Annotated in this window: 19 protein-coding genes; 9 read left to right on the top strand and 10 right to left on the bottom strand. The window is 61.9% G+C overall.

What is annotated here, in order from left to right; all coding sequences use genetic code 11:
- Window positions 1–142 precede the first annotated feature (142 nt).
- The 6 genes from O987_RS22470 (at window position 143) to yiaA (ending at window position 4,577) form a co-directional block, all read left to right on the top strand.
- Complete coding sequence (locus O987_RS22470; protein ID WP_003051924.1) at window positions 143–877, top strand: Crp/Fnr family transcriptional regulator; 735 nt, start codon at window positions 143–145, stop codon at window positions 875–877.
- A gap of 132 nt (window positions 878–1,009) precedes the next feature.
- Complete coding sequence (locus O987_RS22465) at window positions 1,010–1,309, top strand: DUF4148 domain-containing protein (RefSeq protein WP_003051926.1); 300 nt, start codon at window positions 1,010–1,012, stop codon at window positions 1,307–1,309.
- A gap of 162 nt (window positions 1,310–1,471) precedes the next feature.
- Window positions 1,472–2,656 carry an aminodeoxychorismate synthase component I gene (gene pabB / locus O987_RS22460; RefSeq protein ID WP_003051928.1) on the top strand — a complete coding sequence of 395 codons (1,185 nt, stop codon included), beginning with the start codon at window positions 1,472–1,474 and terminating at the stop codon, window positions 2,654–2,656.
- Window positions 2,653–3,285: an aminotransferase class IV gene (locus tag O987_RS22455; RefSeq protein WP_003051930.1), complete on the top strand. Its 633-nt coding sequence runs from the start codon at window positions 2,653–2,655 to the stop codon at window positions 3,283–3,285. Before pabB ends, O987_RS22455 begins: the two co-directional genes overlap by 4 nt.
- 49 nt (window positions 3,286–3,334) lie before the next feature.
- Window positions 3,335–3,907, top strand: a complete 573-nt coding sequence (locus tag O987_RS22450; protein ID WP_003051932.1) for a DUF4274 domain-containing protein — start codon at window positions 3,335–3,337, stop codon at window positions 3,905–3,907.
- Between the two features lie 151 nt (window positions 3,908–4,058).
- Window positions 4,059–4,577, top strand: coding sequence for an inner membrane protein YiaA (gene yiaA, locus O987_RS22445; protein ID WP_003051934.1), 519 nt, complete (start codon window positions 4,059–4,061; stop codon window positions 4,575–4,577).
- A 27-nt stretch (window positions 4,578–4,604) separates the two neighbouring features.
- Here the strand turns inward: yiaA and O987_RS22440 are convergent, their stop codons facing one another.
- From O987_RS22440 to panD, 3 genes are all read right to left on the bottom strand, one after another.
- Window positions 4,605–5,288 (bottom strand): tRNA-uridine aminocarboxypropyltransferase, encoded by a 684-nt coding sequence (locus O987_RS22440; protein WP_003051937.1) that lies wholly within the window; start codon window positions 5,286–5,288, stop codon window positions 4,605–4,607.
- Between the two features lie 125 nt (window positions 5,289–5,413).
- Window positions 5,414–5,779 carry a 5-carboxymethyl-2-hydroxymuconate Delta-isomerase gene (locus O987_RS22435; protein WP_003051939.1) on the bottom strand — a complete coding sequence of 122 codons (366 nt, stop codon included), beginning with the start codon at window positions 5,777–5,779 and terminating at the stop codon, window positions 5,414–5,416.
- Between the two features lie 38 nt (window positions 5,780–5,817).
- Window positions 5,818–6,198 carry an aspartate 1-decarboxylase gene (panD, locus tag O987_RS22430; protein WP_003051941.1) on the bottom strand — a complete coding sequence of 127 codons (381 nt, stop codon included), beginning with the start codon at window positions 6,196–6,198 and terminating at the stop codon, window positions 5,818–5,820.
- 347 nt (window positions 6,199–6,545) lie between these two features.
- Between panD and O987_RS22425 the strand changes: the two genes are divergently transcribed.
- A complete protein-coding gene (locus O987_RS22425) occupies window positions 6,546–7,574 on the top strand; it encodes a porin (RefSeq protein ID WP_034400183.1) in 1,029 nt (342 codons plus the stop codon).
- 152 nt (window positions 7,575–7,726) lie between these two features.
- On the opposite strand, the gene O987_RS22420 is transcribed toward O987_RS22425, so the two are convergent.
- The 5 genes from O987_RS22420 to O987_RS22400 all read right to left on the bottom strand — a co-directional run bounded on the left by O987_RS22420 (window position 7,727) and on the right by O987_RS22400 (window position 10,664).
- Window positions 7,727–8,092 carry a 6-pyruvoyl trahydropterin synthase family protein gene (locus tag O987_RS22420; RefSeq protein WP_003051945.1) on the bottom strand — a complete coding sequence of 122 codons (366 nt, stop codon included), beginning with the start codon at window positions 8,090–8,092 and terminating at the stop codon, window positions 7,727–7,729.
- 138 nt (window positions 8,093–8,230) lie between these two features.
- Window positions 8,231–8,869: a 7-carboxy-7-deazaguanine synthase gene (queE, locus tag O987_RS22415; protein WP_003051947.1), complete on the bottom strand. Its 639-nt coding sequence runs from the start codon at window positions 8,867–8,869 to the stop codon at window positions 8,231–8,233.
- 136 nt (window positions 8,870–9,005) lie between these two features.
- The gene (locus tag O987_RS22410; protein WP_003051948.1) at window positions 9,006–9,863 is read right to left on the bottom strand and encodes a segregation and condensation protein A; all 858 of its coding nucleotides are present in this window, start codon (window positions 9,861–9,863) and stop codon (window positions 9,006–9,008) included.
- Window positions 9,864–9,933: 70 nt separating this feature from the next.
- On the bottom strand, window positions 9,934–10,140 hold the full coding sequence (locus O987_RS22405) for a DUF3460 family protein (protein ID WP_003051953.1): 207 nt from the start codon (window positions 10,138–10,140) through the stop codon (window positions 9,934–9,936).
- A 62-nt stretch (window positions 10,141–10,202) separates the two neighbouring features.
- Complete coding sequence (locus tag O987_RS22400) at window positions 10,203–10,664, bottom strand: hypothetical protein (RefSeq protein WP_043374885.1); 462 nt, start codon at window positions 10,662–10,664, stop codon at window positions 10,203–10,205.
- A 106-nt stretch (window positions 10,665–10,770) separates the two neighbouring features.
- Between O987_RS22400 and O987_RS22395 the strand changes: the two genes are divergently transcribed.
- Together O987_RS22395 and O987_RS22390 are read left to right on the top strand one after the other, a co-directional pair.
- Window positions 10,771–11,277, top strand: coding sequence for a hypothetical protein (locus O987_RS22395; protein ID WP_003051956.1), 507 nt, complete (start codon window positions 10,771–10,773; stop codon window positions 11,275–11,277).
- Between the two features lie 322 nt (window positions 11,278–11,599).
- The gene (locus tag O987_RS22390) at window positions 11,600–12,307 is read left to right on the top strand and encodes a YitT family protein (RefSeq protein WP_043374883.1); all 708 of its coding nucleotides are present in this window, start codon (window positions 11,600–11,602) and stop codon (window positions 12,305–12,307) included.
- Between the two features lie 68 nt (window positions 12,308–12,375).
- On the opposite strand, the gene soxZ is transcribed toward O987_RS22390, so the two are convergent.
- Together soxZ and O987_RS22380 are read right to left on the bottom strand one after the other, a co-directional pair.
- Window positions 12,376–12,705, bottom strand: coding sequence for a thiosulfate oxidation carrier complex protein SoxZ (gene soxZ / locus O987_RS22385; protein WP_034368893.1), 330 nt, complete (start codon window positions 12,703–12,705; stop codon window positions 12,376–12,378).
- Window positions 12,706–12,895: 190 nt separating this feature from the next.
- A complete protein-coding gene (locus tag O987_RS22380; protein ID WP_003051963.1) occupies window positions 12,896–13,384 on the bottom strand; it encodes a thiosulfate oxidation carrier protein SoxY in 489 nt (162 codons plus the stop codon).
- Window positions 13,385–13,450: the final 66 nt, after the last annotated feature.

Raw genomic sequence — 13,450 nt, 5'->3', positions numbered from 1 at the left:
CCGCGAGTCTATGCGATGCTGCGCTGCAGCGCCACGTTAAAACAGGGTATGGCTGCTGTCGTCCGCCTTACTATGCTGTGGGCTCAGCTTCGCATGGCCCAGCGCTTTCCGGCCTTCCATTTCTTTTTGCACAAGGTTGTTCATGTCCATGCTCGAGTCCCTGCAGCCGTCGGTTTCAGCGCCTGTGTCAGCCGTGGCCTGGCAGGGTCTGCGCAGCGTGAGCTGGCTGGAGTCGCTGTCCGACGAGAGGCTGTCGGTGCTGGCGGGGCAATGCCTGTGGCACCGGCTGGAGGCGGGACAGGTGCTGCACGGCGCCTATACCGATCAACGCATGTACATGCTGATCAGCGGCCAGCTCAGTGTCGGCAGCTACAGCGCCAGCGGGCGGGCCATGATTCTGGGTTATCTGGAGCCTGGTTTCTTTTTTGGCGCGTTCGCGCCGCAGCCACCGGTGCGTCATGTCTCCGTGCAGGTGCAGGCCACGCATGAGAGCCTGGTTGCATCGCTATCGAATGCCGAGCTTGAGACGCTGATCATGAGCGATGTTCTGGTCATGCGGGCCGTGGTCCAGCGGCTCAGCGAACTGGCAGGGGTGCTGGCGCGGCGCGTGGTCAGCCTGGGAACCCTCACGGTGCGCGGCCGTCTGCATGCCCAGTTGCTGGAGCGTGCCGAGATGGCGGGAGTCGAGAACGACGAGGCACTGCTGTCGCCGGCTCCGCGCCAGAACGATCTGGCCCTGATGCTGGGCACCAGCCGCGAAGAGGTCGCACGCGAGATGTCGCGGCTCACGCGCCTGGGCTTGCTCAGGCGCGAGGGACGCAATCTGCGTCTTTGTCGTGTGGATGGTCTGCGGCTTCTGCTCGAGGAAGCACATTGATTTTCCGCAATGTGGAATGAGTTTTTGCGTGAGAAAACGCACAGACGGCCTGCGGGACCGGGAGCATAGTTCAGCCATACAGCAGCGAGACAGGTCCTCTTTCCGCTGCTGCGCCGTTGAAAGGATTGAAAAATGCGTTCCCTTACCCGTATCTTGACCGCCGCCGTGCTGACCGCCAGCGCCGCTGCGGCCATGGCTCAAGACCTCCCCCAAACTCCCGTAACCTCCAGCAAAAGCCGTGCCGAAGTGATGGCCGACCTCGAGATGTACCAGCGAGCCGGCCTGGGCTACATGCCCACGCCCGCAGCCTATGTCGAGACCGAGTTCAGCGCTGAATACCACAAGGCCTATGCCGAATACCAGCGCCTGCTGGCCAGCCCTGCTTACACGGCTGCCGTGACCAAGTACCAGTCGCAACTGGGCGGCAAGTAACAGAGTTCTCTCTTAGCCATCCGACAGAGGTGGCCCATTGGTGGATGCGCGCTGAGGGATTCCTTCAGCGCGTTTTTTTATGCCGGCAATGCCGGGCGGATGGATATAGCAAGTTTGATAGCATTCCGCGCATGTCGACAGTGCGCTTGCAGGTGATCTGACTTGAAAACCATTCTTGATTTCACCGCTCCCTGGCAGGCTGGAGCAGCCCGTCTGCAGCATGGCTTTGGCGTTCCCGAGCAAGTCTTGCAAGCGCATCGCCCCGAGGACGTGCCTGCCGTGCTGGAGGCCGTGCAGCAGGCTGCCGAGCAAGGCCTGTGGTGCGTGGGTTGGCTGGCCTACGAGGCGGCCGCAGCTTTTGACCGTGCCTATGCAGATGCTGTACATGGCTCCCCATCGGGTCAGCCGCTGGCCTGGTTCGGCCTGCATCGCGCGCCGCTGGCGATGGATGTGCCGCCCCGGCCGCAGCAGACCGCAGCGGTGCATTGGCAGACAGCGCTCAGCCGCGCGCAGTTCGATGCCCATGTGGCACGCATCCATGCGGCGATTGCGGCGGGCGACTGCTATCAGATCAATTACACGGCCCCCCTGACTGCCGAGCTTGGGGCGCTGCAGCATGGCGATGCCGGCGCACTGGCCCAGGCGCTGTTCGCAAGGCTGCAGCAGGCCCAGCCCGGCGGCTATGCGGCGTTGGTCGACAGCGGCGACATACAGGTGCTGTCGCTGTCACCCGAGCTATTTTTCGACTGGGATGGCGAGCGGATTCTGACCCGCCCCATGAAGGGCACCGCGGCGCGTGGCAAGACCCCGCAAGCCGATGCACAGGCTGCACAAACCATGCGCGAGTCGGTCAAGGAGCGGGCCGAGAACGTGATGATCGTGGATTTGCTGCGCAACGATCTGTCACGCATTGCGGTGCCGCACAGCGTGAAAGTGCCGCAGCTGTTTCAGGTCCAGGCGCTGCCGGCCGTCTGGCAGATGACTTCGGATGTGGTGGCTCGCACGCGCCCGGATGTGCGGTTGGTGGATGTGTTCGCAGCCCTGTTTCCCTGCGGCTCGATCACCGGGGCGCCCAAGCGTCAGGCCATGCGTCTGATTCGCGAGCTGGAGCCCGAGCCCCGAGGCGTCTACTGCGGCGCTCTGGGCGTGGTGCGGCCGGGGGCCGGGCCGAGGCGTATTCATGCCAGCTTCAATGTTCCCATTCGCACCGTGGTGCTCAAGAATGGGCGTCTGAGCTGCGGCATAGGCAGCGGCATCACGGCCAGCGCCAATGCGGCCGATGAATGGATGGAATGGCAACACAAGCAGGCTTTTCTGAAGGTGCTTGAACAAGGCGTCGGCGTATGAACACGAATCTTGAAATCCTCGAAACCCTGGCTCTCAAGGATGGCCGCTGGCAGAACTGGGCTTTGCACTGGGCCCGTTTGCAGATCACGGCGCAGCATTTTCGCTATCCGCTGATGCAGATGCAGCTGGAGTCCGATATGGAGCGCATAGCCAGTCAGACGCATTCCATGGGCGACTGGCGCGTGCGGCTGGCGCTTTCGGCCACGGGTGAGATGCAGATCACGGCCGAGCCCCTGCCGCCGACTGCTCAGCCCGTCGCGTTGCAGCTGGCGCATCGGCCCATCGCCAATGCGGTGGCGTACAGCGATGTGGTGCGTTTCAAAACCTCGGTACGTCAGCATTACGACGCTTTCAGACCCCAGAGCACCGGCATTTTCGATATCGTACTTTTCAACGAGGACGGCCAGATCACCGAAGGCACGCGCGGCAATATTGCCGTGCAGCTCGATGGGCGCTGGGTCACGCCGCCGCTGCAATGCGGCTTGCTTCCGGGCGTGGGGCGGGCGCTGGCCTTGTCGCAGGGACGGCTGACGGAGCAGGTGGTGACGCTGGAGCAGGCGCGTCATGCCGGCGGCTGGGCCTTCATCAATAGCCTGCGCGGCTGGCTGGATGCTCGTTTGATCACCTAGGGGTGGTTTGTTATTGTGCGGACGTAAGCAACCTGGAGGAGTCTCAGCCATGGATGACGACGACTTTGATGCCTTGTACCTGGACCTGATGAAGGAATTCCTGGCCACTGCGACACCACTGCAATGGCTGGCCGTGGTCACCACCATGAACTACGACAACGGCAGCGCCTTGCCCGACTGGATCAGCAAGCATCCCAAGCTGGAGCCCGCCGTTGCCAAGGCGCTGTACTGGTATCAGCAGCCGGGCTACTTCCAGCACTATGCCTCGCAGGACAAGGTGCCCGGCATCAACCGCGCGGGCTGGGCCCGCATACAGGCGCTGAGCCAGCGCTTCGAGCAGGGCAATCTGGCTCCCGCCACCATCGGCTGGGATCCGGCCAACGATCTGGCCTCGCCCACGGGCAATGAAAAACACCCGGGCTATGACTGGACCAGCGAAGCCGTCAAGGGCGATGAGGCCAAATGGCAGATTCCGGCCATCATGCTGCTGGCCGTGCCCGGAGAGCAACCCGATATCTATGCCTATGTCGACGAGCATGGCTGGGAAGACGGCATGCCGCCCCATGTCCAGGAAGAGCTCAATGCCGCCATGGATGGAGATGAAGTCGAGGACGAGGATTAGCGCCTGCGCGGTCGGACCGGTTCAGACGATGCTGTAGCTGACGAGCAAAACAGCTCTTTGGGTATCATTTTGCGATACCTTGTGAAGAAGGACTTGGCTTGAGCGAGCGGATTTTCTACTATCCGTTCACCACAACTTCCGAGACCCGCTCATGAACTCCCAAGCCATCACCAGCCACAAGCCTTCCTCCGCTTTTGTCGGCGCATCCTGGGCCGCCTTGCTGCTGGGCGTCGTCGCTTTCATGGCTGGCCTGTGGAATGCAGCCATGCAGCTCAACGAGAAAGGCTTTTACTTTGCCGTGCTGGTGCTGGGTCTTTACTCGGCCATTTCGCTGCAGAAAACCGTGCGCGACAAGCTCGAGGGTGTTTCCGTGACCGGCATCTACTACGGCATCAGCTGGGTGGCGCTGATCATCGCGGTGCTGCTGCTGGGCACAGGTCTCTTCAATGCCACATTGCAGCTCAGCGAAAAAGGTTTCTATGCCATGGCTTTTGCGCTGGCCCTGTTCGGTGCGATTGCCGTGCAGAAAAACACCCGCGACAGCCTGAGCGCCGACGATGGCTCGGCAGAGCGCAAGCGCGGCAAGAGTGAGCGCAACGGGCCCGCTCTGGTGGTGACCGATCCCGCCAAGTCCGCCGATGTGTCCGAGCAGGTGGCCAATAACCGCTGAGCCGGAAAACGGGTTGACCGCTGAATCTCAGGCGCCCCTTGGGGGCGCCTGATTGCATTGGCGCAGCTGCAGCTGCTGCGCCACAAACTGACTGAAGACTTCCTGCAGCACTGCATGGACCGTCGCATCCTGGGGCCGCTTCTGCAGCTGTGCCAGGGCCAGGGCCGCAGCCTCGAAGCTGGAGAGCTGTCCGGGCAGATGGGCCTTGCGGATGGCGTATCCGGAGTCCTCCACGCCGAGCAGGGGCAGGCGCGGCAGGGCCTGCAGTGCGGGATTGAGATAGAGCATCTTGCGGCTTTTGCGCCAGGTGCCGTCGATGATCACCAGCCGCAGACGCTCTGGCGGCTGCGGCCAGGGCAGAGGCAGGGGGGCGGCCGCAGCCAGCCCCAGGGCGGCATCCTGGTCTGCTGTATCGGGGTAGAGCAGCAGGCTGTGGCGGGGCGCACCATCGGTATCGGCCCAGCTGGCCGATCGGCCATGCAGCGCCGCTTCCAGCTCGGCGGCATCGAATTCCTCGCCCACCATGACCCGGCTGTGTGGCAGGCACAGATGCAGCAGATGCCCGGTGCCCTTGGCTTCGTGCACTTCCATGGGGTGCATGAGGATCAGCACTTCGACCTGGTGCGCGACCGGCCTGGCCAGCGCGCAGACGCAGGTGCGCAGCGCCCGGTGACAGCGGGGGCAGCGGGGGCGAGGCTCGGGTTTGCTCATGATTCAGGAGCTGCTTGCTCTTTTTGGGTAAGTGGTTGAGTCGATTTTTATCTCAAACCAAGGTCCCTGAAACAAAAACGCCCGCAAGCATGGCTGCGGGCGCTCTGGCTTGTGTGGCCGAGGGCTTACAGGCGACCCTTGAAGTAGGTGGCCTTGTCCATATCGGACACGTCCACGCTCAGCTGCACCATCACATCGGCAGGCTGGGGCACCAGACGACGCAGGACTTCGGCAATGCCGTCCGACATCTGCTTCTTGGCTTCGGTGCTGCGACCGGCCATCAGCTGCAGGTGCACATGGACGAAGCCACGGTTCTCGGGCTGGGTACCGATATAGACATGGTCCAGGTTCAGGCGGGCAATGCGGGCCTTGACATCGGCTTCATCGAGAACGGTAGGGTGGGAGCAGACCACGGCGTTGATGTCGCGCATCAGTTCGCGTTCGTTCAGGCCGGTCAGGTTGTCGGTGTATTCAATATGCAGATGAGGCATGGAGTTCTCTCGCTCGATTTTGGAGGCAAAAGCCGTTTTTACAGCATCTGGGTGGGCACTTTGTGGCGCAGCTCGACCTGTTTGTTGCTGTCGTCCACAAAGACCAGCTGCGGCTGGTGCTCGGCCACATCGCTCTCATGAACCTGGGCGAAGGCGGCAATGATGAGCAGGTCGCCCACGCTGGCCCGGCGAGCGGCCGAACCGTTGACGGAAATCATGCCCGTGCCGCGCTCGCCCTTGATGGCGTAGGTCACAAAGCGCTCGCCGTTGTCGATATTCCAGATATGGACTTGTTCGTTCTCAGCAATGTTGGCGGCATCCAGCAGATCCTCGTCGATGGCACAGGAGCCTTCGTAGTGCAGCTCGCATTGCGTGGTCTTGACGCGGTGGATCTTGGATTTGAGCAGGGTGCGGAACATGTTTGTCTCTCTGGGGCGCTTTGCGCGTTGCTGAAATGGGGCAGGCCTGTGCTTGCGAAAAATCACGCAAGTCTAAATGCGATCGGTAAAACCCATGTAGTTCATTGAGGGCATTGACAGGGAAATGCGGCGTCTGCGCATCCCTGCGGTGAAAGCTCTGCCGGTCGCTGATGTAGGACGATGTGACGATTGTCGTTGTGGTTGTTGTTTTGTTGAGAATTTAAGGGTTGTAACTAATGTTTCATTTTCACTTTGTTTAATGACTTCAGTCCCAGACGGGGCCCGTCCAAGGCAGGCCGTAGCCGTACTGCATGGGCTTTCTCATTTCTACAAACACAGTGAACAGCATGAAACGAACTCTTCTCGCCCTTGCCGCCCTGACCGTCTCCGCCGGCGCCCTGGCTCAATCCAGCGTTTCCGTCTTTGGCGTGGCCGACGTGTCGGTGGCCCACATCTCCACGACCGGCAAAAGCGTTTCCGGTCTGGCCAACGGTGGCAACTCCAGCAGCCGTCTGGGCTTCCGCGGTGTGGAAGATCTGGGCGGCGGCCTGAAGGCCGATTTCTGGCTGGAAGGCAGCCTCAGCGTGGACGACGGCACGGCTTCCGGCTTCAAGTTCGATCGCCGCTCCACCGTCAGCCTGCTGGGCAACTTCGGTGAAGTGCGCCTGGGTCGTGACAAGACCCCCGCCTACCAGAACCTGGAAACCTTCCATGCCTTCGGTGACACCGGCATGGGCGCCATCAACGGCCATAACCTGATCAGCGGCTCGGCTGCAGGCACCTCCGAAGGCTCCAACCCCAAGCGCAACTCCAACGCCATCAGCTATCTGCTGCCCAAGCTGGGCGGCGTCTATGGTCAGCTGACCCACAGCTTTGGCGAGCAGGCCGACGACCACAGCCTGGCCAGCTCCACTGGCCTGCGTCTGGGCTATGCCAACGGTCCCCTGAACGTTGCTGCAGCCTACGGCATCGCACGTGGCGGCACGGCTGCCGCTGGCGTGGACTACAAGACCATGAATCTGGGTGCTTCCTACAACTTCGGTGTTGTCACTCCCATGCTGCTGATCGCGTCCGATCGCGGCAACGGCAAGCGTGTCGATCTGTACAGCCTGGGCGTGAAAATGCCTCTGGGCGCCGGCGAACTGCGCGCCGCCTATACCTGGTACAAGGACAAGAAGCAAAGCGATGCGGACTCCCAGCGTCTGGCTCTGGGCTATGGCTACAAGCTGTCCAAGCGCACCGAAATCTATGCGGCCGTGGCACGCATGAGCAACGACGACAAGGCTTCCCGCAAGCTGGGTTCGTCGCTGAGCCCTACACCCGCTGTGGGCAAGAGCCTGACGGGTTACGAAATCGGCCTGCGCCACAATTTCTAAGAGCATGGGCAGCAAAGAGCTGCGGCGGCTGCCGCACTCCGCTGCCTGATGATCTTGCCGAGTTAGGCCTCCTGGTGGGAAAGCCGTCTGACTCTCAGCAAGCTGGCCCCGCAATAGCGGGGCCTTTTTTTGTTGCAGCTGTGCGCCTGTCCTCAGGACAGATCGAGCACGCAGCCGTCGCCGATGCTGTCGCGCCAGACGCGGATGCGGCTGGGCGCAGGCTCAAGGTCGGCCAGCGCGCTGGCGATGAAGAGACAGAGGTTTTCCAGCGTGGGCTTGCCCAGGCCCGGCACTTCATCGAGAAAGTGATGGTCTAGCTGATCGCGCAGCAGCTCCAGGCGCGCGCGCAGGTGGCCGAGGTCGATGACCATGCCGTTGTCCGGATTGCGCGGGCCGGTCACGCTGACTTCCGCCCAGTAAGTATGGCCGTGAATGCGGCGGCTGCTCTCGGTCTCGATAGCGCGCTCCAGGGTATGGGCGGCATCGAAGAAAAAACGCTGGTGAACGGTGAACTGCATATCAGTGATCGGTGACGCTGAGCATTGCCTTCGGCCTTTGAGCTGGGAACGGACCCCATGGCGGACGGCCAGCAAGGGCCGCCCCGCAGCAAAGGCCGTCGTCCCCCTGGGGGGAAGGCGCAAAGCGACTCAGGGGGGTCATCTAATTCCAGTGAGCTTGTGGGTTTGCAGGCTCAGGCGCCAGCCGGGGCGTTGCATGCATTGCTCGATACAGGCGGTAATATTGCCGCTCTGCTGGGCGTTGTCCATGGGCTGCAGAAAATAGTGCTGGAAATCGGTGCTGGCTTCAATGGCCGCCAGATCGAATGTGGGCTGAGGCCAGACCAGCTTGAGTTCCTGGCCGCTGCGCTGAATCCAGTCGGCGCCGGCCTTGGGGCTGATGCACAGCCAGTCTATGCCCTCGGGTGCGGCCACCGTGCCGTTGCTTTCCACCGAAATACGAAAACCGCGCGCATGCAGGGCGGCGATCAGGGCCTCATCGACCTGCAGCAAAGGCTCGCCGCCCGTCAGTACCACCATGCGGTGCAGGCTGTCGTCGGCAGGCCACTGGCTCAGAATGCGCTCGGCCAGCGCATCGGCGGTGGCGAACTTGCCGCCCAGGGTGCCGTCGGTGCCGACAAAATCGGTGTCGCAGAACTGGCAGATGGCATTGGGCCTGTCCTGCTCACGGCCCGTCCACAGATTGCAGCCCGCAAAGCGGCAGAACACGGCGGGCGTGCCGGCCTGGCCGCCTTCGCCCTGCAAGGTGTAGAAAATTTCTTTGACGCTGTATGTCATGTCGTATGTGTCGCGTCAAGGCGCGGTGGAACAGGAGGCTGGCGTGCTGCAGCCCGGGATGCGAATGTAAGCCCTTGCTGAACTTCTGGTGGGCCATAGGGTTACAAGGCGCTTGCCTTGCAGGCGGTCGCAGGCCTCACACCGGGGTATAGGCCAGGCGCACATAGATCGGTGCGTAGGCTTCCGCCTGGGTGATTTCGATCAGCGTTTCCTTGGCCAGCTCCAGCATGGCGATAAAGGTCACGACCAGCACGGTCGAGCCTTTTTCCGGATTGAAGATGCGCTCGAACTCCACGAAACGCTGGCCCTGCAGCTGCTTGAGGATCTGGCTCATGTATTCGCGCACCGATAGCTCTTCGCGCGTGATCTTGTGGCTTTGCACCAGCTTGGCACGCTTGAGGATGTCGCGCCAGGCCGCTTGCAGCTCGCCGATTTCCACATCCGGAAAGCGCGGTTGCAGGCTTTGCTCGATATAGACCGTGGCCTTGAGAAAGTCGCGTCCGTAGGTGGGCAGCTGCCCCAACTGCTGGGCGGCCAGCTTCATCTGCTCGTATTCGAGCAGGCGGCGCACCAGCTCGGCGCGCGGGTCCTCGGCTTCCTCGCCGTCCTCCTGCTTCTTGGGCGGCAGCAGCATGCGCGACTTGATCTCGATGAGCATGGCCGCCATCAGCAGATATTCGGCTGCCAGCTCCAGATTGCGGCTGCGCACCTCGTCCACATAGGTCATGTACTGGCGCGTCACGTCCAGCATGGGGATGTCGAGGATGTTGAAGTTCTGCTTGCGGATCAGATAGAGCAGCAAGTCCAGCGGGCCTTCAAAGGCTTCGAGAAAGACTTCCAGCGCATCGGGCGGGATATAGAGATCCTGGGGCAGCGCAAACAGCGGCTCGCCGTACAGGCGTGCCAGAGCTACCTGATCGACGACCGAAGGCGACGGGTCAGGGGCGTCCGGGTTCTGGCCCGGCAACAGGGTCTGTTCTTCAGCCTCGCTCATGGTCTGCTATGGATTGCAGAGCTGAGCGCGCTTGACGAGTAAGCGCTTGAGGCTGATTTCATCGAAAAGATCAGGAGTGGTTGGTCTGGTACACGTAGGGCTGTTGTTCCACGCGGCCGGCGCGCAGATCTTCCCAGACCTCATAGTTCACGTCCTTGTCCCACAGCAGGGCGCGACCGGCTTGCTGCTGCTTGTCCAGCTCGGGCTTTTGCTGCTTCAGGTCGTTGATGAAGTTGGTGGTGTCGGAACGGTAGTCGGGGCGACGGAAGAAAGACATATGTGTAAAACCTCTCAGAACAGCGGATTTTAGCCCGTCGCGGACGGCAGGCCCGCTGCGGGCTATTTCAGGTCCTTGAGACAGATCTGCGCGAACTCCTTGCAGTCGTCCGAGGCCAGGGGCGAATCGACGATCTTGCGCAGCACGGCGGCAAATTCGGCAGCTCCGACCGGGTTCGGGTCATTGCGCTGGAAGTCCTCGTCCACGCGCATGGTGCGGTCCAGCCAGCCCATCACCTGCACACTGGGTTGACGCTCCAGCGACGCCAGCAAGGCCGGGGTGTAGGTGGCCATGGGGTGTTCCTCGATCAGGCTGCCGAACGGGCCAGGGCCGCCATAGTCCAGCTCGGGATAGGTTTCGATCAGTGTCAGGATATGCGGCAGAACCTGCTCCAGTGCAGCTTCCTGCAGTGTCTCCAGGTGTTCGTAGACGGGGTCGATGATCAGCCATTTGTCCTGCTGATCCCGCGCCGCCTGCGCGGCGTTGGTGAATTGGGAAAACAGTTGCTCAAGGGTTGTGCTCACGAGGGATGGCTCCGTTTTGACAAGCGTTTGCAAAAGTGGCGCGCGTGCGCGGATGGCTTGCTGTCAGAATTCGCATTCTGTCTGGCAAGCATTGTGATTCAAGTCCATGAATATTTTTTCGCGTATGACGGCGGCCCTGGCGGCAGCTGCAATCAGCACCCTGGCGCTGCTGGGTTGCGACGAGCAGAAGATCAAGGAGCTGGAGGAAGGTCTGTCCACCGAGGCCGATGTGCGAGCGAAGTTTGGCGAGCCCGAACGCATCTGGAACGAACAGGATGGCTCGCGCACCTTGGAGTACAACCGCCAGCCGGCCGGTGCCAAGAACTACATGATCACCATAGGCGCGGATGGCAAGATGAGTGCGCTGCGCCAGGTGCTGGCTCCGCATGTGTTTGCGAGGATCGTGCCCGGCATGGAGGAAAACGAGGTGCGCCGCATGCTGGGCAAGCCTGCCAAGATGATGACTTACCAGCTCAAGCAGGAAACCGACTGGGACTGGAACTACATCGATCCGCCCACGCGCGAGATGCAGTTCACGGTGACCTTTGGCTCCGATGGCCGGGTGCTGCGCACGCTCAACCGCGAACGTCTGCCCGACGAGTCGCGCGGCTGAGCGGCCGCAAAGCGGCCGGATCTGCTCAAAGCCCTGCCTGCGATGGTGCAGTCAGGGCTTTTTTGCATCTGAGAGGCAAGCCTGCACGCATACGTTGGTGACGGGTGCGCTGTATCGCTTCTGAATTGATAGCTTGTAGTGCTTTAACCGTAAGCGATGGAGGCCAAAAAGCTCGAAATTCTTGATGGAGGTGCTTCCGAAATTCCCCTTCGGGATTTGTTGCGTTGCAGCAAATCATGTGCATACAGCATGAGTCCATCCGTAAAATTAAGGGGTTTCCCGGTGTTATCCGCATCGGCACGCCCCGGTCTTTATCGAGATCATGGGCATCAATCTTGCTGTCTTACCCGACATGTCCACACCGCTATCTTCTTCGGCCAGCTCCGCTCTGGCCGGCCGCATGGATGCTCCCGCTGCTGCTGCACCGGCCACTTCGGGCCTGCGCCATGGCCGCTTCGAGGACGCGCAGGCCCTGTTCACGGGCTCGCTGTTTGTCTCCATCACCATGATGCTGTTTGCGCAGGCGGGACTGCTCACGGGCAGCACGGCGGGCGTGGCCTTTTTGCTGCACTACGTGACGGGGCTGCCTTTCGGTGCCGTCTTCTTTGTCATCAATCTGCCGTTCTACTGGTTTGCCTGGAAGCGGATGGGCGCGGAGTTCACGGTCAAGACCTTTGTCTCGGTCGCCATGCTGGCACTGATGGCCGATGTGGGCCCGCGCTTCATCCATATCGACTACCTGAATCCGCTCTATGCGGCCGTGGCTGGCGGCTTGCTCATGGGATCGGGTTGCCTGTTCCTGGCACGGCATCGCTCCAGTCTGGGCGGGGCCACCATCGTCTCGCTCTATCTGCAGGACCGCTACGGCATTCGCGCCGGCAAGGTGCAGATGATGATCGATTGCAGCGTGGTGCTGCTGGCGCTGGCCATCGTGCCGCTGGAGCGCGTGGCGTACTCGGTGCTGGCGACGGTGATCATGAGCATGTTCCTGTGGATCAGCCATCGTCCCGGCCGCTATCAGGGCAACTGAGGTCTGTCATCCATGAAAAAGCCCCGCCCGGTTTGCACCGGGGCGGGGCTTTTTCATGTGTCTCGCCATCAGGCGACGCTGATCGTCTTCTGCGCACTCAGTGTCTGACCCTGCTCATCCTTCCACTGCATCTGCAGCTCGCCGCTTTCCCGGGCCACAAAGGTGAACTCGATATAGGGGTTCTGGGCAATCGAGATGCCGGGCTCCCAGCTGAACAGCAAGGCGTTGCCCAGCCGGGCTTCGAAACGGCTCACGATATTGCGCGGACGCACCTTGCCCGTGGCCGGGTCGGTGCGCAGACCGCTTTCCATGACATGTTCCATCTGCGCGCGCACGCGCAGCACTTCGCCTTTCTTGGGGTTGGCATTGCTGACCCAGACGCGGGGTGGTTTATTCATCAAAATTCCTTTCAGTTCAGGCATCTATCGTGAATGTGGATGCAGCTACGCCCCATACCAGAAGTGGGCCTGGGCCAGCAACCGCCGCGCAAAGGCCGCCCTGCCGCGCGGGCGGTGTCCCCCTCGGCCACGCAAAGCGTGGCACAACAGAGGGGGAGGGAGCGCAGCGACTCAGGGGGTGTTTACAGATTCACATGCCGCAGCCGCTGGCGGCCACGGTCGTCGCCTGTTTGGCGACCAGTATCTTGCCGCTTTTCATGCGTGCCAGGGCATGAACGGTCTGCGACTGGGACAGGCGTATGCGCACCGCCGCCTCGGCCGCTCCGGCCGCAGCCGTGAACTGCATGCGGCAGGCCAACGGCGAGGGGTTGAGTTCGGCCAGCACGATGATCTCCTCGCACCAGTCCTGCTCGGTGATGGGCAGCGTCACCTTGACCTTGACGGGAACGGCGCTGGGGTTGTCGGCCAGCACGGGCAGCTCCAGCTGCAGGCCTTCGGCCAGGCCGGGCTTGCTGCCCGTGAATTGCTCCATGATTTTCCTGAACTCGGCCGGGTTGGGGGCCAGCGGGCCGACCAACGGAGTCTTGGCCTGGGCGAGAGCAGAGGCGGGCAGGGCCAGGCTGGCGCCGGCTGCCGCCGCGCCCAGCACCAGACTTCTGCGGGAGGTGTGCTTGAACATTGCTTTTCTTCAATCCAATCAACAGAACTTTAAAACTCGCACCAGCTTCAGGCCAGAGCCGAGGGA

This window comes from Comamonas testosteroni TK102, assembly GCF_000739375.1.
GTDB lineage: Bacteria > Pseudomonadota > Gammaproteobacteria > Burkholderiales > Burkholderiaceae_C > Comamonas > Comamonas brasiliensis.
The sequence above is the reverse complement of the archived record's forward strand: the minus strand, read 5'-3'. Positions and strand labels throughout refer to the sequence as shown.